At 70.1% G+C, this 18,283-nt stretch carries 19 protein-coding genes; 7 read left to right on the plus strand and 12 right to left on the minus strand.

Annotated elements, in window-relative coordinates; genetic code table 11:
• Positions 1–192: 192 nt before the first annotated feature.
• Positions 193–1,425, minus strand: a complete 1,233-nt coding sequence (locus tag ACWIF2_RS13205; protein ID WP_454360270.1) for an NAD(P)-dependent malic enzyme — start codon at positions 1,423–1,425, stop codon at positions 193–195.
• Positions 1,426–2,019: 594 nt separating this feature from the next.
• On the opposite strand from ACWIF2_RS13205, the gene ACWIF2_RS13210 reads away from it, so the two are divergent.
• The 3 genes from ACWIF2_RS13210 to ACWIF2_RS13220 are packed head-to-tail and all read left to right on the plus strand — an operon-like array spanning position 2,020 to position 4,702.
• Entirely contained in the window at positions 2,020–2,970 is a 951-nt protein-coding gene (locus ACWIF2_RS13210; RefSeq protein ID WP_454360272.1) for an ABC transporter substrate-binding protein, read from the plus strand.
• A 32-nt stretch (positions 2,971–3,002) separates the two neighbouring features.
• Entirely contained in the window at positions 3,003–3,944 is a 942-nt protein-coding gene (locus ACWIF2_RS13215) for an amino acid ABC transporter permease (RefSeq protein ID WP_454360274.1), read from the plus strand.
• Positions 3,941–4,702, plus strand: a complete 762-nt coding sequence (locus ACWIF2_RS13220) for an amino acid ABC transporter ATP-binding protein (protein WP_454360276.1) — start codon at positions 3,941–3,943, stop codon at positions 4,700–4,702. The genes ACWIF2_RS13215 and ACWIF2_RS13220 overlap by 4 nt, the downstream gene beginning before the upstream one ends.
• A 64-nt stretch (positions 4,703–4,766) precedes the next feature.
• On the opposite strand, the gene ACWIF2_RS13225 is transcribed toward ACWIF2_RS13220, so the two are convergent.
• A complete protein-coding gene (locus ACWIF2_RS13225) occupies positions 4,767–5,537 on the minus strand; it encodes a class I SAM-dependent methyltransferase (protein ID WP_454360278.1) in 771 nt (256 codons plus the stop codon).
• Positions 5,538–5,626: 89 nt separating this feature from the next.
• Here ACWIF2_RS13225 and ACWIF2_RS13230 point away from each other — a divergent pair, with 89 nt between their 5' ends.
• A complete protein-coding gene (locus ACWIF2_RS13230) occupies positions 5,627–6,274 on the plus strand; it encodes a CGNR zinc finger domain-containing protein (protein WP_454360280.1) in 648 nt (215 codons plus the stop codon).
• Here the strand turns inward: ACWIF2_RS13230 and sodX are convergent.
• Entirely contained in the window at positions 6,160–6,591 is a 432-nt protein-coding gene (sodX, locus tag ACWIF2_RS13235) for a nickel-type superoxide dismutase maturation protease (protein WP_454360282.1), read from the minus strand. The two genes, ACWIF2_RS13230 and sodX, sit on opposite strands and share 115 nt — an antisense overlap.
• 145 nt (positions 6,592–6,736) lie before the next feature.
• Here sodX and sodN point away from each other — a divergent pair, with 145 nt between their 5' ends.
• Positions 6,737–7,132 carry a superoxide dismutase, Ni gene (sodN, locus tag ACWIF2_RS13240; protein WP_030928916.1) on the plus strand — a complete coding sequence of 132 codons (396 nt, stop codon included), beginning with the start codon at positions 6,737–6,739 and terminating at the stop codon, positions 7,130–7,132.
• 255 nt (positions 7,133–7,387) lie between these two features.
• On the opposite strand, the gene ACWIF2_RS13245 is transcribed toward sodN, so the two are convergent.
• The 9 genes from ACWIF2_RS13245 to ACWIF2_RS13285 all read right to left on the minus strand — a co-directional run bounded on the left by ACWIF2_RS13245 (position 7,388) and on the right by ACWIF2_RS13285 (position 16,553).
• Positions 7,388–8,704 (minus strand): RNA-guided endonuclease InsQ/TnpB family protein, encoded by a 1,317-nt coding sequence (locus ACWIF2_RS13245; protein ID WP_454360284.1) that lies wholly within the window; start codon positions 8,702–8,704, stop codon positions 7,388–7,390.
• A gap of 201 nt (positions 8,705–8,905) precedes the next feature.
• Positions 8,906–9,139, minus strand: a complete 234-nt coding sequence (locus ACWIF2_RS13250; protein ID WP_454360286.1) for a hypothetical protein — start codon at positions 9,137–9,139, stop codon at positions 8,906–8,908.
• A gap of 16 nt (positions 9,140–9,155) precedes the next feature.
• On the minus strand, positions 9,156–10,310 hold the full coding sequence (locus ACWIF2_RS13255) for an anion permease (protein WP_454360287.1): 1,155 nt from the start codon (positions 10,308–10,310) through the stop codon (positions 9,156–9,158).
• Positions 10,311–10,434: 124 nt separating this feature from the next.
• Entirely contained in the window at positions 10,435–11,655 is a 1,221-nt protein-coding gene (locus ACWIF2_RS13260) for an RNA polymerase sigma factor (protein WP_454360289.1), read from the minus strand.
• 34 nt (positions 11,656–11,689) lie between these two features.
• Complete coding sequence (locus tag ACWIF2_RS13265) at positions 11,690–12,103, minus strand: YciI family protein (RefSeq protein WP_376385860.1); 414 nt, start codon at positions 12,101–12,103, stop codon at positions 11,690–11,692.
• Between the two features lie 84 nt (positions 12,104–12,187).
• On the minus strand, positions 12,188–12,481 hold the full coding sequence (locus tag ACWIF2_RS13270; protein ID WP_454360291.1) for a hypothetical protein: 294 nt from the start codon (positions 12,479–12,481) through the stop codon (positions 12,188–12,190).
• A gap of 155 nt (positions 12,482–12,636) precedes the next feature.
• Positions 12,637–13,263, minus strand: a complete 627-nt coding sequence (locus ACWIF2_RS13275; protein ID WP_454360293.1) for a GNAT family N-acetyltransferase — start codon at positions 13,261–13,263, stop codon at positions 12,637–12,639.
• Positions 13,264–13,844: 581 nt separating this feature from the next.
• Positions 13,845–15,035 carry a family 2 encapsulin nanocompartment cargo protein polyprenyl transferase gene (locus tag ACWIF2_RS13280; protein ID WP_454360295.1) on the minus strand — a complete coding sequence of 397 codons (1,191 nt, stop codon included), beginning with the start codon at positions 15,033–15,035 and terminating at the stop codon, positions 13,845–13,847.
• 111 nt (positions 15,036–15,146) lie between these two features.
• Positions 15,147–16,553 (minus strand): family 2B encapsulin nanocompartment shell protein, encoded by a 1,407-nt coding sequence (locus ACWIF2_RS13285; RefSeq protein WP_454360296.1) that lies wholly within the window; start codon positions 16,551–16,553, stop codon positions 15,147–15,149.
• A 285-nt stretch (positions 16,554–16,838) separates the two neighbouring features.
• Here ACWIF2_RS13285 and ACWIF2_RS13290 point away from each other — a divergent pair, with 285 nt between their 5' ends.
• Both ACWIF2_RS13290 and ACWIF2_RS13295 read left to right on the plus strand, forming a co-directional pair.
• A complete protein-coding gene (locus ACWIF2_RS13290; RefSeq protein WP_454360298.1) occupies positions 16,839–17,327 on the plus strand; it encodes a DUF6010 family protein in 489 nt (162 codons plus the stop codon).
• On the plus strand, positions 17,324–18,241 hold the full coding sequence (locus tag ACWIF2_RS13295; RefSeq protein ID WP_454360299.1) for a 1-aminocyclopropane-1-carboxylate deaminase/D-cysteine desulfhydrase: 918 nt from the start codon (positions 17,324–17,326) through the stop codon (positions 18,239–18,241). Before ACWIF2_RS13290 ends, ACWIF2_RS13295 begins: the two co-directional genes overlap by 4 nt.
• Positions 18,242–18,283 lie beyond the last annotated feature (42 nt).

An 18,283-nucleotide genomic window follows, 5' to 3' on the forward strand; every position in this document is an offset into this window, starting at 1 on the left:
GCGACGTTCCGAGGACGGACACCCCCCGGCGCGGCCCCGACCCACCACCCGGCGAGATGGCGCTACGCGCACCCCCACCAAAGCCCCACAGGCCGCCGCAGGCACCCGGCCCCACCCAAACAGCCGCACCCGCCACCCCCAGCAAAAGAAATGACCCCGCCCACACCAGGACGGGGTCACCTCACGGCAGCGTCACCGCCGGGCCACACCCTCGGCCCGCGCGGCCGCGGCCACAGCCGCCGTCACCGCCGGCGCGACCCGCTCGTCGAACGGCGACGGAATGACGTAGTCGGCAGCGAGGTCGTCCCCGACCACGGACGCCAGCGCCTCGGCCGCCGCCAGCTTCATCCCCTCGGTGATCCGGGAGGCCCGCACCTGCAGCGCCCCCGCGAAGATCCCCGGAAACGCCAGCACGTTGTTGATCTGGTTCGGGAAGTCCGACCGACCGGTCGCCACGACAGACGCGTACTTGTGCGCGACCTCCGGGTGCACCTCAGGATTCGGGTTCGCCATGGCGAACACGAACGCGCCCTCGGCCATGGAGGAAACCGCAGCCTCCGGCACGGTCCCGCCGGACACCCCGATGAACACATCGGCCCCGGCCAGCGCGGCCTCCAGCGGCCCGCTGATCCCCGCCTTGTTCGTGAACCCGGCCAGCTCCTGCTTCACCGCCGTGAGGTCGTCCCGGTCCGCCGACACGACACCCTTGCGGTCGGCGACCGCGACATCCCCGATCCCGGCCTCGACCAGCATCCGCGCGATGGCGACACCGGCCGCCCCCGCACCGGAGATGACGGCCCGCAGCTCCCCCAGCGACCGCCCGCTCAGCCGCGCGGCGTTCCGCAGGGCCGCCAGCGTCACCACCGCCGTACCGTGCTGGTCGTCGTGGAAGACCGGGATGTCCAGCCGCTCCTGCAGCTTCCGCTCGATCTCGAAGCACCGGGGCGCCGAGATGTCCTCCAGATTGACCCCGCCGAACGACGGCGCGAGCCGCACCACCGTCTCGACGATCTCGTCGACGTCCGTGCAGTTCAGCGCGATCGGAACCGCGTCCACGCCCCCGAACTGCTTGAACAGGATCGCCTTGCCCTCCATCACCGGGAGGGAGGCCTCGGGCCCGATGTCACCGAGCCCCAGCACGGCCGTACCGTCCGTCACGACGGCGACGACCGACGACTTCCACGTGTAATCGTGGACGAGATCCGGCTGCTCCGCGATCGCGCTGCACACCTTCGCGACGCCGGGCGTGTACGCCAGGGACAGGTCGTCCTTGTCACGGACCGGCACCGTGGCCTGCACGGCCATTTTGCCGCCGCGATGCAATGCGAACGCCGGGTCGAAGGAGTCGAGGGGCTCCGCACCGCCCTCGTGACCCGTATCGCCGGTCTTGCTCTCGCTGCGAGGATTGACGATCTCCGCTGCCACTTCGTTTTACCCCTTAAATCTTCATTGGTCTGAGGGTGGCCACTCCTGGTGAGGGGTGGGCGGGACCGCGTACCGCCGTGGTCGTGCTCTGTACGTGATACGTACGGGCGCGTACGCGACGGGCGCGCCGCACACGCGCCCTGAGCCCCGGATGAGGGGTGTAAACACCCTTCTTACCGGACGGACGACGCCGACGACGAGTCCATAACGCGAAGGTCACATGAGGGCACCCCGACGCTTCGTCCAATTTCGGTACAACCCCTGGACAAAGCAGCGACAACCGCTCAAGCATCCGCGAAGTTCGCGGGCCCCATGCTGAAATCCCTGGTTACGCCGAAGATCTTCCGGCCGGAAGCACCGATTCCTATAGAAGGTCCAGCCGTGATGTACCTGGGTGATGCGGTTCGGGGATCGCCCGTTATCCGATTTTGACATGGCTGGCCCCCAGAATCGCGCAGTCCGAATGGCAAGATGCCGTAATCACACGAGGTCGCGACACTCGAAGGCGTGTGCTCTCGTCGACCCCATGGCGCTGCCGCACCGGCAGTCGCCGGCCCCATCGGCAACTCCACCCATCCGCCGGAGGAACCCACCATGACCGCAAGCTCCACCCGTCGTACGACCGCCGCGCACTCCCGGCTAGCAGCGGTCGGTGCGATCGCGGTCGCAGGCGCGCTGATGCTCACCGGATGCGGTGACCAGACCAAGGACAACGGCTCGAGCGACACGGCGGCCTCGGCCCCGCTCGCCGACAAGCTGCCCCAGGCCATCCGCGACAAGGGCGTCATCAAGGTCGGTTCCGACATCGCCTACGCCCCCGTCGAGTTCAAGGACGACTCGGGCAAGACGGTCGGCATCGACCCGGACCTCGCCGCCGCCATGGGCAAGCAGCTCGGGGTCGACTTCCAGTTCGAGAACGGCACCTTCGACACGCTGATCACCGGTCTGCGCTCCAAGCGGTACGACATCGCCATGTCCGCGATGACCGACACCAAGGACCGCCAGGAGGGCATCGACTCCGACACCGGCAAGAAGGTCGGTGAGGGCGTCGACTTCGTCGACTACTTCACCGCCGGTGTCTCGATCTACACCAAGAAGGGCGACGACCAGGGCATCAAGACCTGGTCCGACCTGTGCGGCAAGAAGATCGTGCTGCAGCGCGGCACGGTCTCCGAGGACCTCGCCAAGGCGGAGTCGAAGAAGTGCCCGGCCGGCAAGAAGATCGCCATCGAGCCCTTCGACAACGACCAGCAGGCCCAGACCCGGCTGCGCGCGGGCGGCGCGGCCGCCGGTTCGTCCGACTTCCCGGTCGCCGCGTACGCGGTGAAGACCTCCGGCGGCGGCAAGGACTTCCAGCTGGTCGGCGAGCAGGTCGAGGCCGCTCCGTACGGCATCGCGGTCGCCAAGAACCAGACGGAGCTGCGCGACGCCCTCAAGGCCGCGCTGGACGCCGTCATCAAGAACGGCGAGTACGAGAAGATCATGAAGAAGTGGGGCGTCACCGACGGCGCCATCGACGAAGCCACGATCAACGGCGGCAAGTGACCGCGACGCAGCGGCACTGAAAGGCAACACCCGTGACTGTTGACATCGACAAGACGCCGGCCGACACGCCCCCGGCCGGACCGGAGGCCATCAAGGCCATCCCGGTCCGGCACTACGGGCGGTACATCTCGGCCGTCGTCGCTCTCGCCCTGCTGGGCGGCATCGTCTACGCGTTCTCCCAGGGCAAGATCAACTGGGATGCGATCCCGGACTACTTCTTCGACGACCGCATCCTGGACGGCGTGGGCAAAACGCTCCTGCTGACCGTCCTGTCCATGGCGATCGGCATCATCGGCGGCGTCCTGCTGGCCGTGATGCGCCTGTCGAAGAACCCGGTGACCTCGTCGATCGCGTGGTTCTACATCTGGTTCTTCCGCGGCACCCCGGTCCTGGTCCAACTGATCGTCTGGTTCAACCTGGGCCTGGTCTTCGAGTACATCAACCTCGGGCCGTTCTACAAGGACGAGTGGTCGGACTTCATGACCCCGTTCCTGACGGCTCTGCTGGGCCTCGGCCTCAATGAGGCGGCCTACATGGCGGAGATCTGCCGTGCCGGTCTGCTCTCGGTCGACGAGGGCCAGACGGAGGCGTCGCACGCGCTGGGCATGAGCCACACGAAGACGCTGCGCCGGATCGTCATCCCGCAGGCGATGCGCGTGATCGTGCCGCCGACGGGCAACGAGGTCATCAACATGCTGAAGACGACCTCGCTGGTCTCGGTCGTCCAGTATCCCGAGCTGCTCCGCGCCGCCCAGGACATCGGCCAGACCTCCGGCGCCCCCGCCGAGATGCTGTTCCTGGCGGCGGCCTGGTACCTGCTGCTGACCTCCGTCTTCAGCGTGGGCCAGTACTACCTGGAGCGGTACTACGCGCGTGGTTCGAGCCGGTCCCTCCCGGCCACCCCGTTCCAGAAGATCAAGGCGAACGTGCTGTCCCTCTCCAGCCGCTCCAAGCCGAAGGGAGGCACCGCATGACCGCCATGGTCAAGGCCGAGGGCGTCCACAAGTCCTTCGGCCCCGTAGAGGTCCTCAAGGGCATCGACCTGGAGGTGAAGCAGGGCGAGGTGTTCTGCCTCATCGGCCCCTCCGGCTCCGGCAAGTCGACCTTCCTCAGGTGCATCAACCACCTGGAGAAGATCAACGCCGGCCGCCTGTACGTGGACGGTGAGCTGGTCGGCTACCGCCAGAAGGGCGACAAGCTCTACGAGCTGAAGGACAGCGAGGTCGCGGTCAAGCGCCGGGACATCGGCATGGTCTTCCAGCGCTTCAACCTGTTCCCGCACATGACGGCCGTCGAGAATGTCATGGAGGCGCCCGTCCAGGTCAAGGGCGTGAGCAGGAGCCAGGCCCGTACGCGCGCCCACGAGCTCCTGGACCGGGTGGGCCTGGCCGACAAGGCGGGCAACTACCCCTCGCAGCTCTCCGGCGGCCAGCAGCAGCGCGTCGCCATCGCCCGGGCCCTCGCCATGGACCCGAAGCTGATGCTGTTCGACGAGCCGACCTCGGCCCTCGACCCGGAGCTGGTCGGTGACGTCCTGGACGTCATGCGCGACCTCGCCGAGTCCGGCATGACGATGATCGTCGTCACCCACGAGATGGGCTTCGCCCGCGAGGTGGGCGACAGCCTGGTCTTCATGGACGGCGGTGTGGTGGTCGAATCCGGTCACCCGCGCGAGGTGCTGACGAACCCGCAGCACGAGCGGACGAAGTCGTTCCTGTCCAAGGTGCTCTGAGGGTACGGACACCGAGGGGGCGGTACGGATCTCCGTACCGCCCCCTTCGCTCGTCCGCGCCCGGTCACTTCAGGGCGAGCAGCAGGGTGTCCGAGGGCGAGCACCACACCGGCCTGGCCTCCCCGAATCCCTTCTCCCGCAGCACGCGCGCGTGCCACGCCCCCGAGGGCATGTCGCCGTCGGCGTGTTCACCGTAGATCTCGTAGCGCCGGGCGGTGGGCTCCGCCAGGACCGGGTCCTTGGCGGCGAGCTGCCACCATTCGGACCAGTCGAGGATGCCGTCCCGCTTGGCCTGATCCATACGGGCGTGCCGCTGTGCCCGCTCCGCCGCGTTGATCCGGGGCGTCGACTCGTCGATCATGTGATCCGCGTTCATGAAGACACCGCCGTCGCGGACGAGTCCCGCGACCTGGCCGTAGAGGTCCGCGAGGGGTTCCCGGTGCAGCCAGTGCAGGGCCGTCGCGGTCAGGACGGCGTCGTACGAGTCGTACGGCAGCCGCGCCGGCCAGTCGGGGTCCTTGAGGTCGGCGGTGACGAGGCCGACCCGGTCGTCGCCCGCGAAGGTGCCCTCGGCGATGGCGAGGAGCGCCGGGTCGAGGTCGACGCCGGTGCTGCTGGCCTCGGGGAACCTGGCGAGCAGCCGGGCCGTGATGCTGCCCGTGCCGCAGGCGAGGTCGAGCACGCGCGGGGCGGTGCCCACCAGGGCCTCGACCATGTCGAGCATGATCCCGAACCGCTCCTCGCGGTCGGGCAGGTACCACTCCTGCTGCCGGTCCCAGCTCTCCTGCCAGGCACGCCAGTCGGCGGTGGCCGTAGTGGTGTCGGCGTCCGTCATCGAGCCCCTCCCTCGTAATACCCTGGAAGCACCATCAGCTGTTACAAGTCCGCGCTCACGACAATAAAGCCCCTCCGTAAGGACTACAAGTGGAACTGGCCTATTACTCGGACTATGCCGTGCGCCTCGTCAACACCGAGGAACCGGTCCGGGGGAAGGACACGCTGACATCGGTCGAGGCCGTCCGCGACCTGTTCGGCGCCAGCCAGTCGGCGGCCCGCCGCGCCACCGACTCGGACGTGACGCGGTTCCGATCGATCCGGGCCCGGCTGCGCGCGGTCTTCGAGGCGGCCGACGCGGGCGACGAGACCCTGGCCGTCGATCTGCTGAACTCACTGCTGCTGGAGTTCCCGGTGAGCCCGCAGATCTCCGGGCACGACTTCCGCGACGACGACGGCCGCCCCCTGTGGCACATGCATCTGGCGGACCACCCGTCCAACGCCACCGCGGGCTACGCGGCGATCGCGGCGATGGGCCTGGCGTTCCACCTGACCGAGTACGGCGTGGACCGGCTCGGCCTGTGCGAGGCCGCGCCCTGCCGCAACGCCTACCTGGACACCTCCACGAACCGCTCCCGGCGCTACTGCTCCGACCGCTGCGCGACCCGCGCCAATGTGGCGGCCTACCGGGCCCGCAAGCGCCGCGAGGCCGATCTGTCGGAGAACACCGGCCTGGCAGCCGACAGCACCCAGCCCAGCAGCGCCCACGGCGAACGCCCGGTCCCGCGCGGCCGGTAACGGAACCGGACCCGCCCCAGCACCAAGTCGTCCGGCACCACGCCGTAGTCCGTGCTGTCACCACCGGCGTACGCGTTGTCCCCGAGGACCCACCAGCCGCTCTCGCGCCGCTGGGCGACCCGCTTCACGACGAGCAGGTCCTGCTGGAAGGGATGCCGCAGCACGACGACGTCACCGGGCTTGACCCGGGCCCCGTAGTGCACGAGGAGCTGGTCCCCGTGGTGCAGCGTGGGCACCATGGACGGCCCGGTCACCTCGGCGACGCCGAAGGGCGCGGCCGACCTCCCCCGCTCGGACTCCTGCGACAGCTCCGGCATCACCCGGCACCTCCCCGGTTCTTCCTCCACCAGTCTCAGTCTCACCCCGGACTTTTGTCCTAAGCCCATGGGGGCACCCGCGAAAACCAGTCCCCCACGGAGTAATGTCCCCTGTGAGAAGACGATCACGAGGAAGGAATGCTCCATGCTTTCCCGCCTGTTTGCCCCCAAGGTCAAGGTCAGTGCGCACTGCGACCTGCCCTGTGGTGTGTACGACCCTGCCCAGGCCCGCATCGAGGCGGAGTCGGTCAAGGCTGTCCAGGAGAAGATGGCCGGCAACGACGACCCGCACTTCCAGGCGCGCGCCACCGTCATCAAGGAGCAGCGCGCCGAGCTCGCGAAGCACCACGTCTCGGTGCTCTGGAGCGACTACTTCAAGCCGCCGCACTTCGAGAAGTACCCGGAGCTGCACCAGCTGGTCAACGACGCCCTCAAGGCCCTCTCGGCCGCCAAGGGCTCGACCGACCCGGCGACCGGTCAGAAGGCTCTGGACTACATCGCCCAGATCGACAAGATCTTCTGGGAGACCAAGAAGGCTTGATCTTGGATCATGCCCTCTGACCTGCGATTACTTTGGTTGCAGTGTCTCCGAGTCCGCACCCGGTCCGCAGGGCGCCGAGCACGGCGTCCATGACGGCCCGGGTGCGGCTTTCTTCGTGCGGCCACATGTGGGCGTAGCTCCGCAACGTGACAACGGCAGACGCACGACGAACTCGTCGGCGTTGCGTTGTGCGGTGAACCGGGCGAAGTCGGCTGGCGACACCGCGCCGCGGCAGCCCGGTCGAGCATCGCCACATCAACGCCGAACACCTGCGCCAGGTACGTGCGGTTCACGGAACCGGGGTACGCACCTCGCGCTCGTAACGCCCGATCTCCTACCGGTCTTGGCGGCACGCCCCTCCACGGCGTTGTACTCCCGGATGGCCCAAACAGCCCCGCCCCGCTGGCGCGATGGTGGGGCAGGGGCCGTTGACGGGGCCCCGCGTCGCCACAACTCCCACGCGCGGGCGCGGATGTTGCGGGAGCTGTTCCGGTCCGCGTGATCAACGAATCCGCAGGTCCGGCACGCGAACCTGGCCTGCGACACCCGGTTCGCCCTGTCGATATGGCCGCACTCGGCGCAGGTACGCGAGGTGTACGCCGGATCGACATACACCACCGGCACACCGGCCCTGCGGGCCTTGTAGGCGATGAACTGCCCCAGCTGGGCGAAACCCCAGCTGGAGTGGGTGGCCCGTTGGGGCTTTCGAAGCCGTACCCGCTCGCGGATGCCCGTCAATTCTTCCAGGGCGATCCCGCGACCGGTGCGTTCTGCCTCGGCCACCACATGCTTAGCGATCTTGTGGTTGATGTCGCGCGCCCGCCGCGCCTCCTTACGGCGCCGCTTCTTCAGCCGGCGTTTCGCGGACGGCGTGCTCTTCTTCTGCAGCTTGCTGCGCAGCGCTCGCTGACGAACCCGGACCCGGTTGATCTGGCGTCCGGCCATGATCTGGCCGTCGGAGGTGGTGGCGATGTTCACGATGCCCAGGTCGATACCCAGGAAGTCCACCGGATCAGTGTTCGGCGGCGCCTGGGGCACCTCACAGATGGCGTTCAGAAACCACATGCCGTCCCGGCACATCAGATCCGACTCGCCCTTGCGGTACAGGGCCAGGGTGGCCAGCTGCTCCGCAGACTCGGTGAACTCCACATCCTTGATCCGCCCAGCCGTTGTCCAGATCGACACCCTCCGCTCGGGGATCTGCCAGGACAACATCCGGTCGTCATACGGCTGCGCACTCTGCGGCCGGAAAACGAGCGGCTTCTGCACGGCCCTGCGGTAGCGCTTCGAACCTGGCCTGCCCAGATTCCCGACCCGCAGGTTCGCCTTCAGCGTGGCGTACGCGTCGCACGTCTTCTTGATCACGTGCTGGGCAGCCTGCGCCCCGAGCCCCCAGCGCCTCTTGATCTGTGCGTAGGTGTGCTCGCGCAGGGCGAAGTTCCGCTGCACACCCTTCTCGAACGCGACCTCGCTCGCCCAGGTCGCCGCTTCGTTGCAGGCACGCAGCGTCGCTTCCAATGCCGCCGCCTGCATCGGCGTCGGCAGCAGCCTGACCTGCACCACCAGCTTCACGATCAGCGAAGCTACACAGGTGTACGAGCGCCCACCGCACGTTCACCACACACCACCCGACCGGGTGAAGGGCTGTTGCCCCGCACCTGCGGCAACGGCCCGCCGGAGGATGGCACCCGGCCGCTGCAGCCGAGCACTCACGAGGGGCCAAGGGGCCCAGGCGAGGGGTTCCCGGCCGGGCCCCTTCGTCGTAAGTCGTGATCAGTGGAACTGAGGCACGATCAGATAGATCCCGTACGCCACCACGGCCGCGCAGGCGAGGAAGCACAGGGCGGCCTGGGTGAGGCCGAGGGCGGAGGTGCCGCCCGGGTGTTCGCGGGCGCCCTCCAGCCGGGCGAGGCCGAGGACGCCGAAGGCGAACACGACGACCACGGCGACGGTGACGCCGACGCTCACCGCGCCGACCTGGCCGAGTGCGGTCCAGTCCAGATGCATGTCGACTCCCCGTCGTTCAGGCTGCCGTGCCGACCTTGGCGGGCGGCTCGGTGCGGATGCTGACCTCGTGCGCGTCGTTGACGTTGTGCGCGTGCACCGGGTTGCGGCGCGAGACGGCCACGATGCCCGCGGCCAGGGCCGCGCCGACCAGCGCGACGACCGCCGTACCGAGGTCGCCGCCGTTCTGGACGACGCTCGCGGCCAGACCGCCGACCAGTGCGGCGGCGGGCAGGGTGATCATCCAGGCGAGCGCCATCCGGCCCGCGACGCCCCAGCGGACCTCCGCGAGCCTGCGGCCGAGCCCCGCGCCGAGGATGCTGCCCGAGGCGACCTGAGTGGTGGACAGGGCGAAGCCGAGGTGGGCGGAGGTGAGGATGACGGTGGTGGAGGCGGTCTCGGCGGCGAAGCCCTGTGGCGACTGGATCTCGGTGAGGCCCTTGCCCATCGTGCGGATGATGCGCCAGCCGCCGAGATAGGTGCCGAGGCCGATGGCGAGGCCCGCGGAGGCGATGACCCACAGGGGCGGGCCGGCGTCGTGGCCGAGCGCCCCGGCGGAGATCAGGGTGAGGGTGATGACGCCCATGGTCTTCTGCGCGTCGTTCGTGCCGTGTGCGAGGGAGACCAGGGAGGCGGAGGCGATCTGGCCGATCCGGAAGCCCTTGGTGACGGAGTCCTTGCGGGCGCGGTCGGTGAGCCGGTAGGCGAGGTAGGTGGCGAGCAGCGCGGCGACACCGGCCACGATCGGCGAGGCCACCGCCGGGACGAGTACCTTCTCGAGGACCTTGTCGAAGTTGACGCCGTGGCTGCCCGCACCGACCCACACGGCCCCGATCAGTCCGCCGAACAGGGCGTGCGAGGAACTCGATGGCAGTCCGACGAGCCAGGTCAGCAGGTTCCACAGGATGGCCCCGACCAGCCCCGCGAAGATCATCCCCGGGCTGACGAGTGTGTCGTCCACGATGCCGCCCGAGATGGTCTTGGCCACCTCGGTGGAGAGAAAGGCACCGACGACGTTGAGGACACCGCTGATCAGGACCGCCGTACGAGGAGCCAGCGCGCCGGTGGCGATGGACGTGGCCATCGCGTTCGCCGTGTCGTGGAATCCGTTGGTGAAGTCGAAGGCGAGCGCCGTGACGATGACGACCGCCACGAGGAACGTGATGTGGTCCATTCCTGAATGCAAACAAGCGCAGACCAATACACGGGGAACGGCGAGGCAAAGGCTGGTCAAGGTTCACGCAGGTGGCCGTGGCGAGCCGCGCCGCGTTCGCGTCCATGAGGATCGGCGGGGTGAACTAGTCCCTCAACCGCGCCGCCCGCGCCTGGAGATAGCGCTGCTCGGGCAGGCTGAGGGTCTGGGCGGCCGCCGACTCGTAGGCGGTCCGGGCGGCTTCGGGCTCGCCCGCGCGCTCGAGGAGGTGGCCACGTACCGCGTCCAGGCGGTGGCCTTTCAACTCGCCTGACAGAGAGTCCAGTTCGGTCAGGCCGGCGCGTGGGCCGTGGACCATGGCGACGGCGACCGCGCGGTTGAGGCGTTCGACCGGGCCTGGGACCAGGCCGACCAGGACGTCGTACAGACCCAGGATCTCGGTCCAGTCCGTCGCCTCGGGCGAAGGCGCCTCGTCGTGTACGGCCGCGATCGCGGCACGCAGGGGGTACGGCCCGGGCCTGCCCCGGGACAGGGCCCGGGTCACCAGCGCGACGCCCTCCTCGATGGCGGCCTTGTCCCAGCGGTCGCGGTCCTGCTCGTCGAGGGGGATGAGCTCCCCGCGCGGTCCGCTGCGCGCATCACGGCGGGCGTCGGTGAGCAGCATCAGCGCGAGCAGCCCGGCCACCTCGCCGTCGTCGGGCAGCAGCCGATGGACCGTACGGGTCAGCCGTACGGCCTCGCCCGCCAGGTCGGGGCGTTGCAGGGCGGTGCCGGAGGTGGCGGTGTAGCCCTCGTTGAAGATCAGGTAGAGGGTCTGCAGAACGGACGGCAGCCGCTGCTCCCAGCGGTCCGGGCGGCCGAAGCGCACGCCCCGCACCTTCTGCTTGGCCCGGCTGATGCGCTGCGCCATCGTCGCCTCCGGAACCAGATACGCGCGGGCGATCTCCGCCGTGGTCAGCCCGCCGACGGCGCGCAGCGTCAGCGCGATCTGTGCGGGCGGCGTGAGGTCCGGATGGCAGCACAGGAAGAGCAGCGAGAGGGTGTCGTCCTCGCGGGGAGCCCGCTCCCCCGGCGGCGGGGCGGTGAAGGCGTCGCGGGGCGTGAGCGCCGCCGCCCGCTCCTCGCGCTGCCGCCGAGCCTCCTCGCTGCGCAGGGCGTCGGTCAGCCGCCGCGAGGCCACCTTGATCAGCCAGCCGCGCGGATTGCCCGGCACGCCCGCCGAGGGCCACTGCCCGGCCGCGGCGAGCAGCGCCTCCTGCACCGCGTCCTCGGCCGCGTCGAAGTGCCCGTACCGTCTGACCAGCGCGCCGAGGACCTGCGGCGCGTTCCGGCGCAGCAGGTCCTCGATCTCGGGTGTGTTCCTCACCGGCGGGTCCGTCGGCTTCGCACGGGCCGGCTCGTCAGATGTCCCCGCTGCCGTCCATGATCGGGCGGATCACGACCGGGTAGTCGGGGGCACCGGCCGGCTGGGGGCAGCGGGAGATGCGGTCGGCGATCTCCGTGACCCGCTCCAGGCTCTCGCACTCCAGGACCCAGTAGCCGGCCAGCAGCTCCTTGGTCTCGCTGTACGGGCCGTCGGTGATCACCGCCTTGCCGTCGTCACCGAGGGTGACATGCCGGGTCTGTGCCGGCTCGGCCAGGCCCTGCCCGTCGACGAACTCGCCGGTCTCGGAGAGATCGTCGTTGATGGCTCCCATGTAGGCGAACATGGCCTGCAGCTCGTCCTCGTTCCAGGCGGGCGAGTCCGCTGACGCCTTGCCGCGCATGGCCTCGTAGTCCGCCTGTGTGCCCTGCACCATGACCAGGTACTTCATCAGTCCGCTCCTTCGGCTCTCACCACCCTGCCGGGCGGCTCTCACAGGGAACGTCGGAGCCGGGCCGGGATTCTCGACACGGGCTCAGGAGTTTTCCGAGACGGTTTCTCCGGGAGCCGTTTCGGCCGAGGTCGTCGCAGGTGAGGCGGTGCCTTCGGCCGGCCGCGGGTCCGCGTCGGGCCGGGTCTTCCCGGCAGGCCGCCTGTCCTCGACCGCGGGGCCGCTCTCGGCGCCCTCCGCGTCGTAGGCCCCGCACTCGGGGTTGTGGCAGGGGCCCGCCACCCACAGGGGCACCCACGTGCCCAGCGTCTTGTGGCGCCGGACGACTGTTTCCACTGGCTGTCCGCAGGACGGACAGACGTGTTCGTCACTGCCCATGTCCTCAGAGTAGGACGGTCGGGGGCTCAGCGCTTCCTGCTGTACGAGCGCACCAGCGCGCCTTTCTGCATCTGGCCATGCTCGGGCTGCTCCTGGCGCGTCCGACCCTGCGGGGCGTCCTGGAGGGCGTACTGCCAGGACCGCGGCGGGGTTGTCTAGGCGCCCGTGCGCGTACGCGGCTCGCGCCACATCGGCCACATGGCCGGGCCGTCCGGGAGGTCGAGGACGGGACCGGCGACCTCGAAGCCGAGACGCTCGTACAGTTTGCGGCTACGGGCGTTGCTGGCCTCCAGATAGGCGGACAGCCCCTCGCGGTCGCAACGGTCGAGGACCGACTCGATGAGCGCCGTGCCGAGCCCCTCGCCCTGTCGGCCGGGGGCGACGCCGATCATCCACAGGTACTCATGGGCCCGCCCCGAGGGGTGGACCGCGGCCGTCAGCCGGCCGATCAGCTCGATGCGCTCGTTGTCCGGGTCGACGGCCTCCCGCACCTGGGCCGGACCGTCGTCCTCGGAGTCGTCGTCCGCGGAGTCACCGTCATGGTCGTCGGCCGGTATGGACAGCCACAGCGCACAGGCCGAGCCGTCCTCGGTGACGTCGATACGTCCGGCCGCGAGCACGATGTCGGTGAAGGCGGCCATGAGCCCGGGGTGATGTTCACGGCGGTCCTCCGCACCGGGAAAGACCCAGCCGCTCACCGGGTCGTCCTGGAACGCCTCGTCCAGCAGCCGGACGACCGACTCCCGGTCCGCCTCGCCGGCCGTACGGATCGCCACGCCCATGCCCCGCCCCTTCGCTCGTCCCGACGGGCGTTGATCGTAGGGGGGTTGAGGGTCGTCCGGAGCAAGTGGGGCGGGAGCTTGGCGGAATTGAGTCGAACGACTGTCCAAACTCGATCGCATGATGCGTGAAAGGGGCGGGCCCCGCACACGGTGGGGCAGTGCGGGACCCGCCGACCGGAGTCCGGAAGCCGCGCGGGGTCAGGAGCCGCACGGCCCCGACACTCCGGGGTCCTGCCTCCGGTCGCCCGAAGGTTCGTGCTGTGCTGCCGGCCGTCGACGACCCTGCCGTCGAGTGCCGTCGGCCGCCGCCGGCCTGCATGCCTTGCCGACGGCCGCCGGACCGCCACCCCTTGCCGAGGCTGCCAGGCCGTCATCCTTGCCGAGGGCCGCCGGTCCGTGCCGATGCCGCCCGGCCCTGCCGGTACCGCCGGCCCTGCCGGTACCGCCGGCCTGGCCGGTACCGCCGGCCCTGCCGATGGCCGACCGCTGCCGGCCGTGAACCACGGCCGAACATCAACCACGGCCGAACATCAACTGCCGCCGAACATCAACTGCTGCCGAGCGTCAACCGTTGCCGAGCCTCAACTGCTGCGCCGTGTCACGAACTCGGCGAGGGCCAGCAGGCCGCCCGCCGCCTCCGGATCCGGCACCGCACGCGCCAGTTGCTGCATCGCCCGCGCCATCCGGTCGGCCGCCTGGCCCTGCGCCCAGTCACGGCCGCCCGCGCGCTCCACGGTCAGGGCGATGTGGTCCAGGTCCTCCTTCTCGCGAGGTCGTGCGTACAGGTCGGCGAGCTCGGCGGCCGCCGGCGTGCCGGACGTGAAGGCCGCGACGACCGGCAGGGACTTCTTGCGGGCGGCCAGGTCCGCGCCGACGGGTTTGCCGGTGCGGTGCGGGTCGCCCCATATGCCGATGACGTCGTCGATGAGCTGGAAGGCGAGCCCGGCCTCCCGGCCGAACGCGTCCAGCGCCGCCACGTCCCCGTCCCCGGCACCCGCGTACAGGCCCCCGATCGCACAGGCACTCCCCAGCAGTGCGCCCGTCTTGGCCTCCGCCATGGCGAGCACCTCCTCGAGGGTGACGTCGCCGGGGTCGCACCGCTCCATGGCCGTGTCCGCGTGCTGGCCCGCGCACAGTTCGACCACGCAGTCCGCGAGCCGGACCGCGGCGGCCCGGGCCGCCGGGTGCGGATCCGTCGCGAGCAGCCGCAGGGCCAGCGCCTGCAGGGCGTCCCCGCCGAGGATCGCGTCGGCGTCTCCGAACACCGTCCACGCGGTGGGCCGGTGCCGGCGGGTGGTGTCCCGGTCCATCACGTCGTCGTGCAGCAACGTGAAGTTGTGGACCAGCTCCACTGCCGCGGCCGCCCGGACCGCCCCCGCCCGGGCCTCGGGCCCCCCGAGAGCGGATGCCGCGGCGAGGACGAGCGCGGGGCGGATCGCCTTGCCCGAGCCGCCCTCGGCCGGGGTGCCGTCCGCCTCCTCCCAGCCGAAGTGGTAGAGCGCGATCCTGCGCATCGGCCCGGGCAACGAGTCGAGCGCGGCCCGCAGCACCGGGTCGACCTCCGCCCGGGCCCGGTCCAGGAGCATGACCGCCTCGTGCCCCTCGGCCGGTCCGGGCCGGCCGTCCCGCTGTGTCCCGATGGACCCCCGCCTTTCCGGCACCCCGGCCGCACGCCCGGGCTCGGCACCTCGCTGCACGCCGAGGGCGGCTCGCTGCTCACCAGGGGCGGGCAGCGGCGTCTCCGTCCTGAACTCCGTGAGGGACTCACCCATGGGACCGCCTCGGAGTGTGTGCGGACGGTGGCGCTTCCGCTGCCGCTGGGCGCGTACCCCGAGGGTGTACCCGCCCGGGCGGGCGGGGACACGGCTGACGTACCGGAAGCGTCACCGCCAGCGGCCGATCTCGACGTTCTCCAGGACTCCGAGCGCGTCCGGTACCAGGACCGCGGCCGAGTAGTAGGCCGTGACCAGGTACTTGATGATGGCCTGTTCGTTGATGCCCATGAAGCGCACCGACAGGCTCGGCTCGATCTCGTCCGGGATGCCGGAGGCCCGCAGGCCGATGACACCCTGGTCGGCCTCGCCGGTACGCATCGCGATGATCGACGTCGTACGGGCCTCGGTCACCGGGATCTTGTTGCACGGGTAGATCGGCACACCACGCCAGGTGGGGATGCGGTTGCCGCCGACGTCGATGGTCTCGGGCACCAGCCCGCGCTTGTTGAGCTCACGGCCGAACGCGGCGATGGCACGCGGGTGGGCGAGGAGCAGCTTGGTGCCGCGGCGCCGGCTGAGCAGCTCGTCCATGTCGTCCGGGCCGGGCACCCCGTCGTGCGGCTGGATCCGCTGCTCGTACTCGCAGTTGTGCAGGAGCCCGAAGTCGCGGTTGTTGACGAGCTCGTGCTCCTGGCGCTCCTTCAGCGCCTCGACCGTCAGCCGGATCTGCTGCTCGGTCTGGTTCATGGGCTGGTTGTAGAGGTCGGCAACGCGCGTGTGCATGCGCAGCACGGTCTGGGCGACGCTCAGTTCGTACTCACGGGGCCTGGCCTCGTAGTCGACGAACGTGTGCGGGATGTCCGGCTCGCCGGAGTGGCCGGAGGAGAGGTCGATCTCCTTCTCGCCGTACTTGTTGGAGCGCTGCTCGGGGATCGCGCGCCGCTGCTGGAGGTGCTCGCGCAGCGAGTCCGAGCGCTCCGCGATCTGTTCGAACTCCTGGCGGGGCAGCACGAGAACGGTGCAGGCGGTGAGCGCGCGGGCCGTGTACTCCCAGATCGCGTCCTCGTTCAGCAGGGACTCGTCGCCGAAGTAGGCACCGTCGGCGAGGACTCCGAGGGACTCGTCGTCCCCGTAGGGGCCCGTGCCGATCTTCTCCACCCTGCCGTGCGCCAGCAGATACACCTCGTCGGACTGACTGCCGAACGACGCGATCACCTCGCCCGCCTGGATCTCCCGCTGCTCACAGCGGCGGGCGATCTCGGAGAGCACCTCCTCGTCCTCGTACGACCGCAGTGCCGGCAGCTCGCCCAGCTCCGCGGGGATGATCTCGACGCGGTCGCCGGTCTTCACGAACGTCATCCGGCCGTCGCCGACGGCGAAGGTCAGCCGCCGGTTCACCCGGTACGTGCCACCCTGGATGTCCACCCAAGGCAGCGTCCGCAGCAGCCAGCGGGAGCTGATCTCCTGCATCTGCGGCACGGACTTGGTCGTGGTGGCCAGGTTCCGCGCGGCCGCCGTGCCGAGACTCTGCTGCGGCTTGGTCTCCTCCGTGCGGACCTCTTCGCCTACCGACATAGAGAACTGCCCTCCCGGTTATGCCCAACGCCCATATGACTCGGGCATCGATGTCCACGGGCAAGCCTTCCTCACTCAACGTCGCGGTGCTATTACCCGAAAGAGCGGGAATGGATCTTCGTATCACTGGGCAGAGGAGACCCGTTTCGGCATTCGAAGGTTCCGTGGCCGGACCGGGTGGCGACAACCCGTGGAAACCTGTCGCTCGCGCCACTGGGGAGCGGACGGGGCCGGATCTAGCGTGATGAGCCGTTCCCTTCCCGGCTCCAGAAACGGCCCCCATCGATGCAGTACATCGCGCCGATCGGCATCGGCATCCTCTACGCCCTGGTGATGTCCCTGGTCCGCGAACCGCACCGGCGGCGCCTGAACGCGGTGATGGTCGCCGGTGCCGGTGCCGCCTATCTCAGCGGCGGCGGCATGGGCGGCTGGGAGTTCCCCTTCACCGCGCTGGTCACCTACGTCGCCTTCCGCGGCCTGGAGTCGTGGACGTGGATCGGCATCGGATGGCTGCTGCACACGGCCTGGGACATCGTCCACCACATCAAGGGCAACCCGATCATCCCGTTCCTCCACACCTCGTCCCTGGGCTGCGCCGTCTGCGACCCGGTGATCGCGCTCTGGTGTCTGCGGGGCGGACCGTCGCTCATCGAGTTCGTGCGATACAGCCGAAGCCGCCGCGGCCGCAGCCGCAGCCAAAGTGGCAGTCGCAGTGGCAGCCAGATCGGGCCGGAAGCCGGGTCGCACGCACCCCGGGCGACAATGACGAGGTGACCAGCCCCGACACCCCCGACCCGCCCGGGCTCGCGGCCCTGCGCCCCCGGCTGCCCTCGCCGGTGGGGGAAGTCGTCGACGGCCGGTTCGAGCGCCGGGGCGTCCGGCTGCTGCTGAAGCGGGACGACCTGATCCACCCGGAGCTGATCGGCAACAAGTGGCGCAAGCTGGCACCGAATCTCGCGGCGGCGGCCGGCCGTCCCGTCGTCACCTTCGGCGGCGCCTACTCCAACCATCTGCGCGCCACGGCCGCGGCCGGCCGGCTGCTCGGCATCCCCACGGTCGGTGTCGTACGCGGCGAGGAACTCGCCGGCCGCCCCCTCAACCCCTCCCTCGCGCGGTGTGCGGCCGACGGCATGCGGCTGCACTTCACCGACAGGGCGACGTACCGCCGAAAGTCGGAGCCGCGGGCCCTGGCCGGGATCCTGCGCGCGGCCGATGCCGAGGGGGCCTGTGTCGTCCCCGAGGGCGGCAGCAACGCCGAGGCCGTGCGCGGCTGCCGGGCGCTCGGTGCCGAGCTGCGCGACCGGGCCGATGTCGTGGCCGTGGCCTGCGGCACCGGCGGCACGCTGGCGGGACTGGCCGCCGGGCTCGCTCCCGGGCAGCGCGCCCTGGGCGTGCCGGTCCTCAACGGCGGCTTTCTGACCGCCGAGACCGAGGCCTTGCAGCGGCAGGCCTTCGGCGGCCGCCGCGGCACCTGGACCTTGGACGACCGCTTCCACTTCGGCGGCTACGCGCGCGTGCCCGACGAGCTCGACGCCTTCGCCGCGGACTTCGAGGACCGCCACGGCCTGCCCGTCGAACGCCTGTATGTGGCCAAGCTGCTGTACGGCCTCGTCGCCCTGGCCGAGGAAGGCGCCTTCCCGCGCGGGACGACGGTGGCGGCCGTCATCACCGGCCGCCCCTTCCCGTGACCCGGCAGCGCCTTCTGACACTGTCGCCCGGCGTCGCCTCCG

Source organism: Streptomyces sp. NPDC055506 (assembly GCF_053643595.1).

Excerpts from the sequence above, each read along its gene's own strand:
- ACWIF2_RS13210 (WP_454360272.1), top strand. The coding sequence starts at position 2,020 with ATGACCGCAAGCTCCACCCGTCGTACGACCGCCGCGCACTCCCGGCTA.
- ACWIF2_RS13220 (WP_454360276.1), top strand. The coding sequence starts at position 3,941 with ATGACCGCCATGGTCAAGGCCGAGGGCGTCCACAAGTCCTTCGGCCCC.
- ACWIF2_RS13225 (WP_454360278.1), bottom strand. The coding sequence starts at position 5,537 with ATGACGGACGCCGACACCACTACGGCCACCGCCGACTGGCGTGCCTGG.
- sodX (WP_454360282.1), bottom strand. The coding sequence starts at position 6,591 with ATGCCGGAGCTGTCGCAGGAGTCCGAGCGGGGGAGGTCGGCCGCGCCC.
- sodN (WP_030928916.1), top strand. The coding sequence starts at position 6,737 with ATGCTTTCCCGCCTGTTTGCCCCCAAGGTCAAGGTCAGTGCGCACTGC.
- ACWIF2_RS13250 (WP_454360286.1), bottom strand. The coding sequence starts at position 9,139 with ATGCATCTGGACTGGACCGCACTCGGCCAGGTCGGCGCGGTGAGCGTC.
- ACWIF2_RS13255 (WP_454360287.1), bottom strand. The coding sequence starts at position 10,310 with ATGGACCACATCACGTTCCTCGTGGCGGTCGTCATCGTCACGGCGCTC.
- ACWIF2_RS13265 (WP_376385860.1), bottom strand. The coding sequence starts at position 12,103 with ATGAAGTACCTGGTCATGGTGCAGGGCACACAGGCGGACTACGAGGCC.
- ACWIF2_RS13270 (WP_454360291.1), bottom strand. The coding sequence starts at position 12,481 with ATGGGCAGTGACGAACACGTCTGTCCGTCCTGCGGACAGCCAGTGGAA.
- ACWIF2_RS13275 (WP_454360293.1), bottom strand. The coding sequence starts at position 13,263 with ATGGGCGTGGCGATCCGTACGGCCGGCGAGGCGGACCGGGAGTCGGTC.
- ACWIF2_RS13280 (WP_454360295.1), bottom strand. The coding sequence starts at position 15,035 with ATGGGTGAGTCCCTCACGGAGTTCAGGACGGAGACGCCGCTGCCCGCC.
- ACWIF2_RS13285 (WP_454360296.1), bottom strand. The coding sequence starts at position 16,553 with ATGTCGGTAGGCGAAGAGGTCCGCACGGAGGAGACCAAGCCGCAGCAG.
- ACWIF2_RS13290 (WP_454360298.1), top strand. The coding sequence starts at position 16,839 with ATGCAGTACATCGCGCCGATCGGCATCGGCATCCTCTACGCCCTGGTG.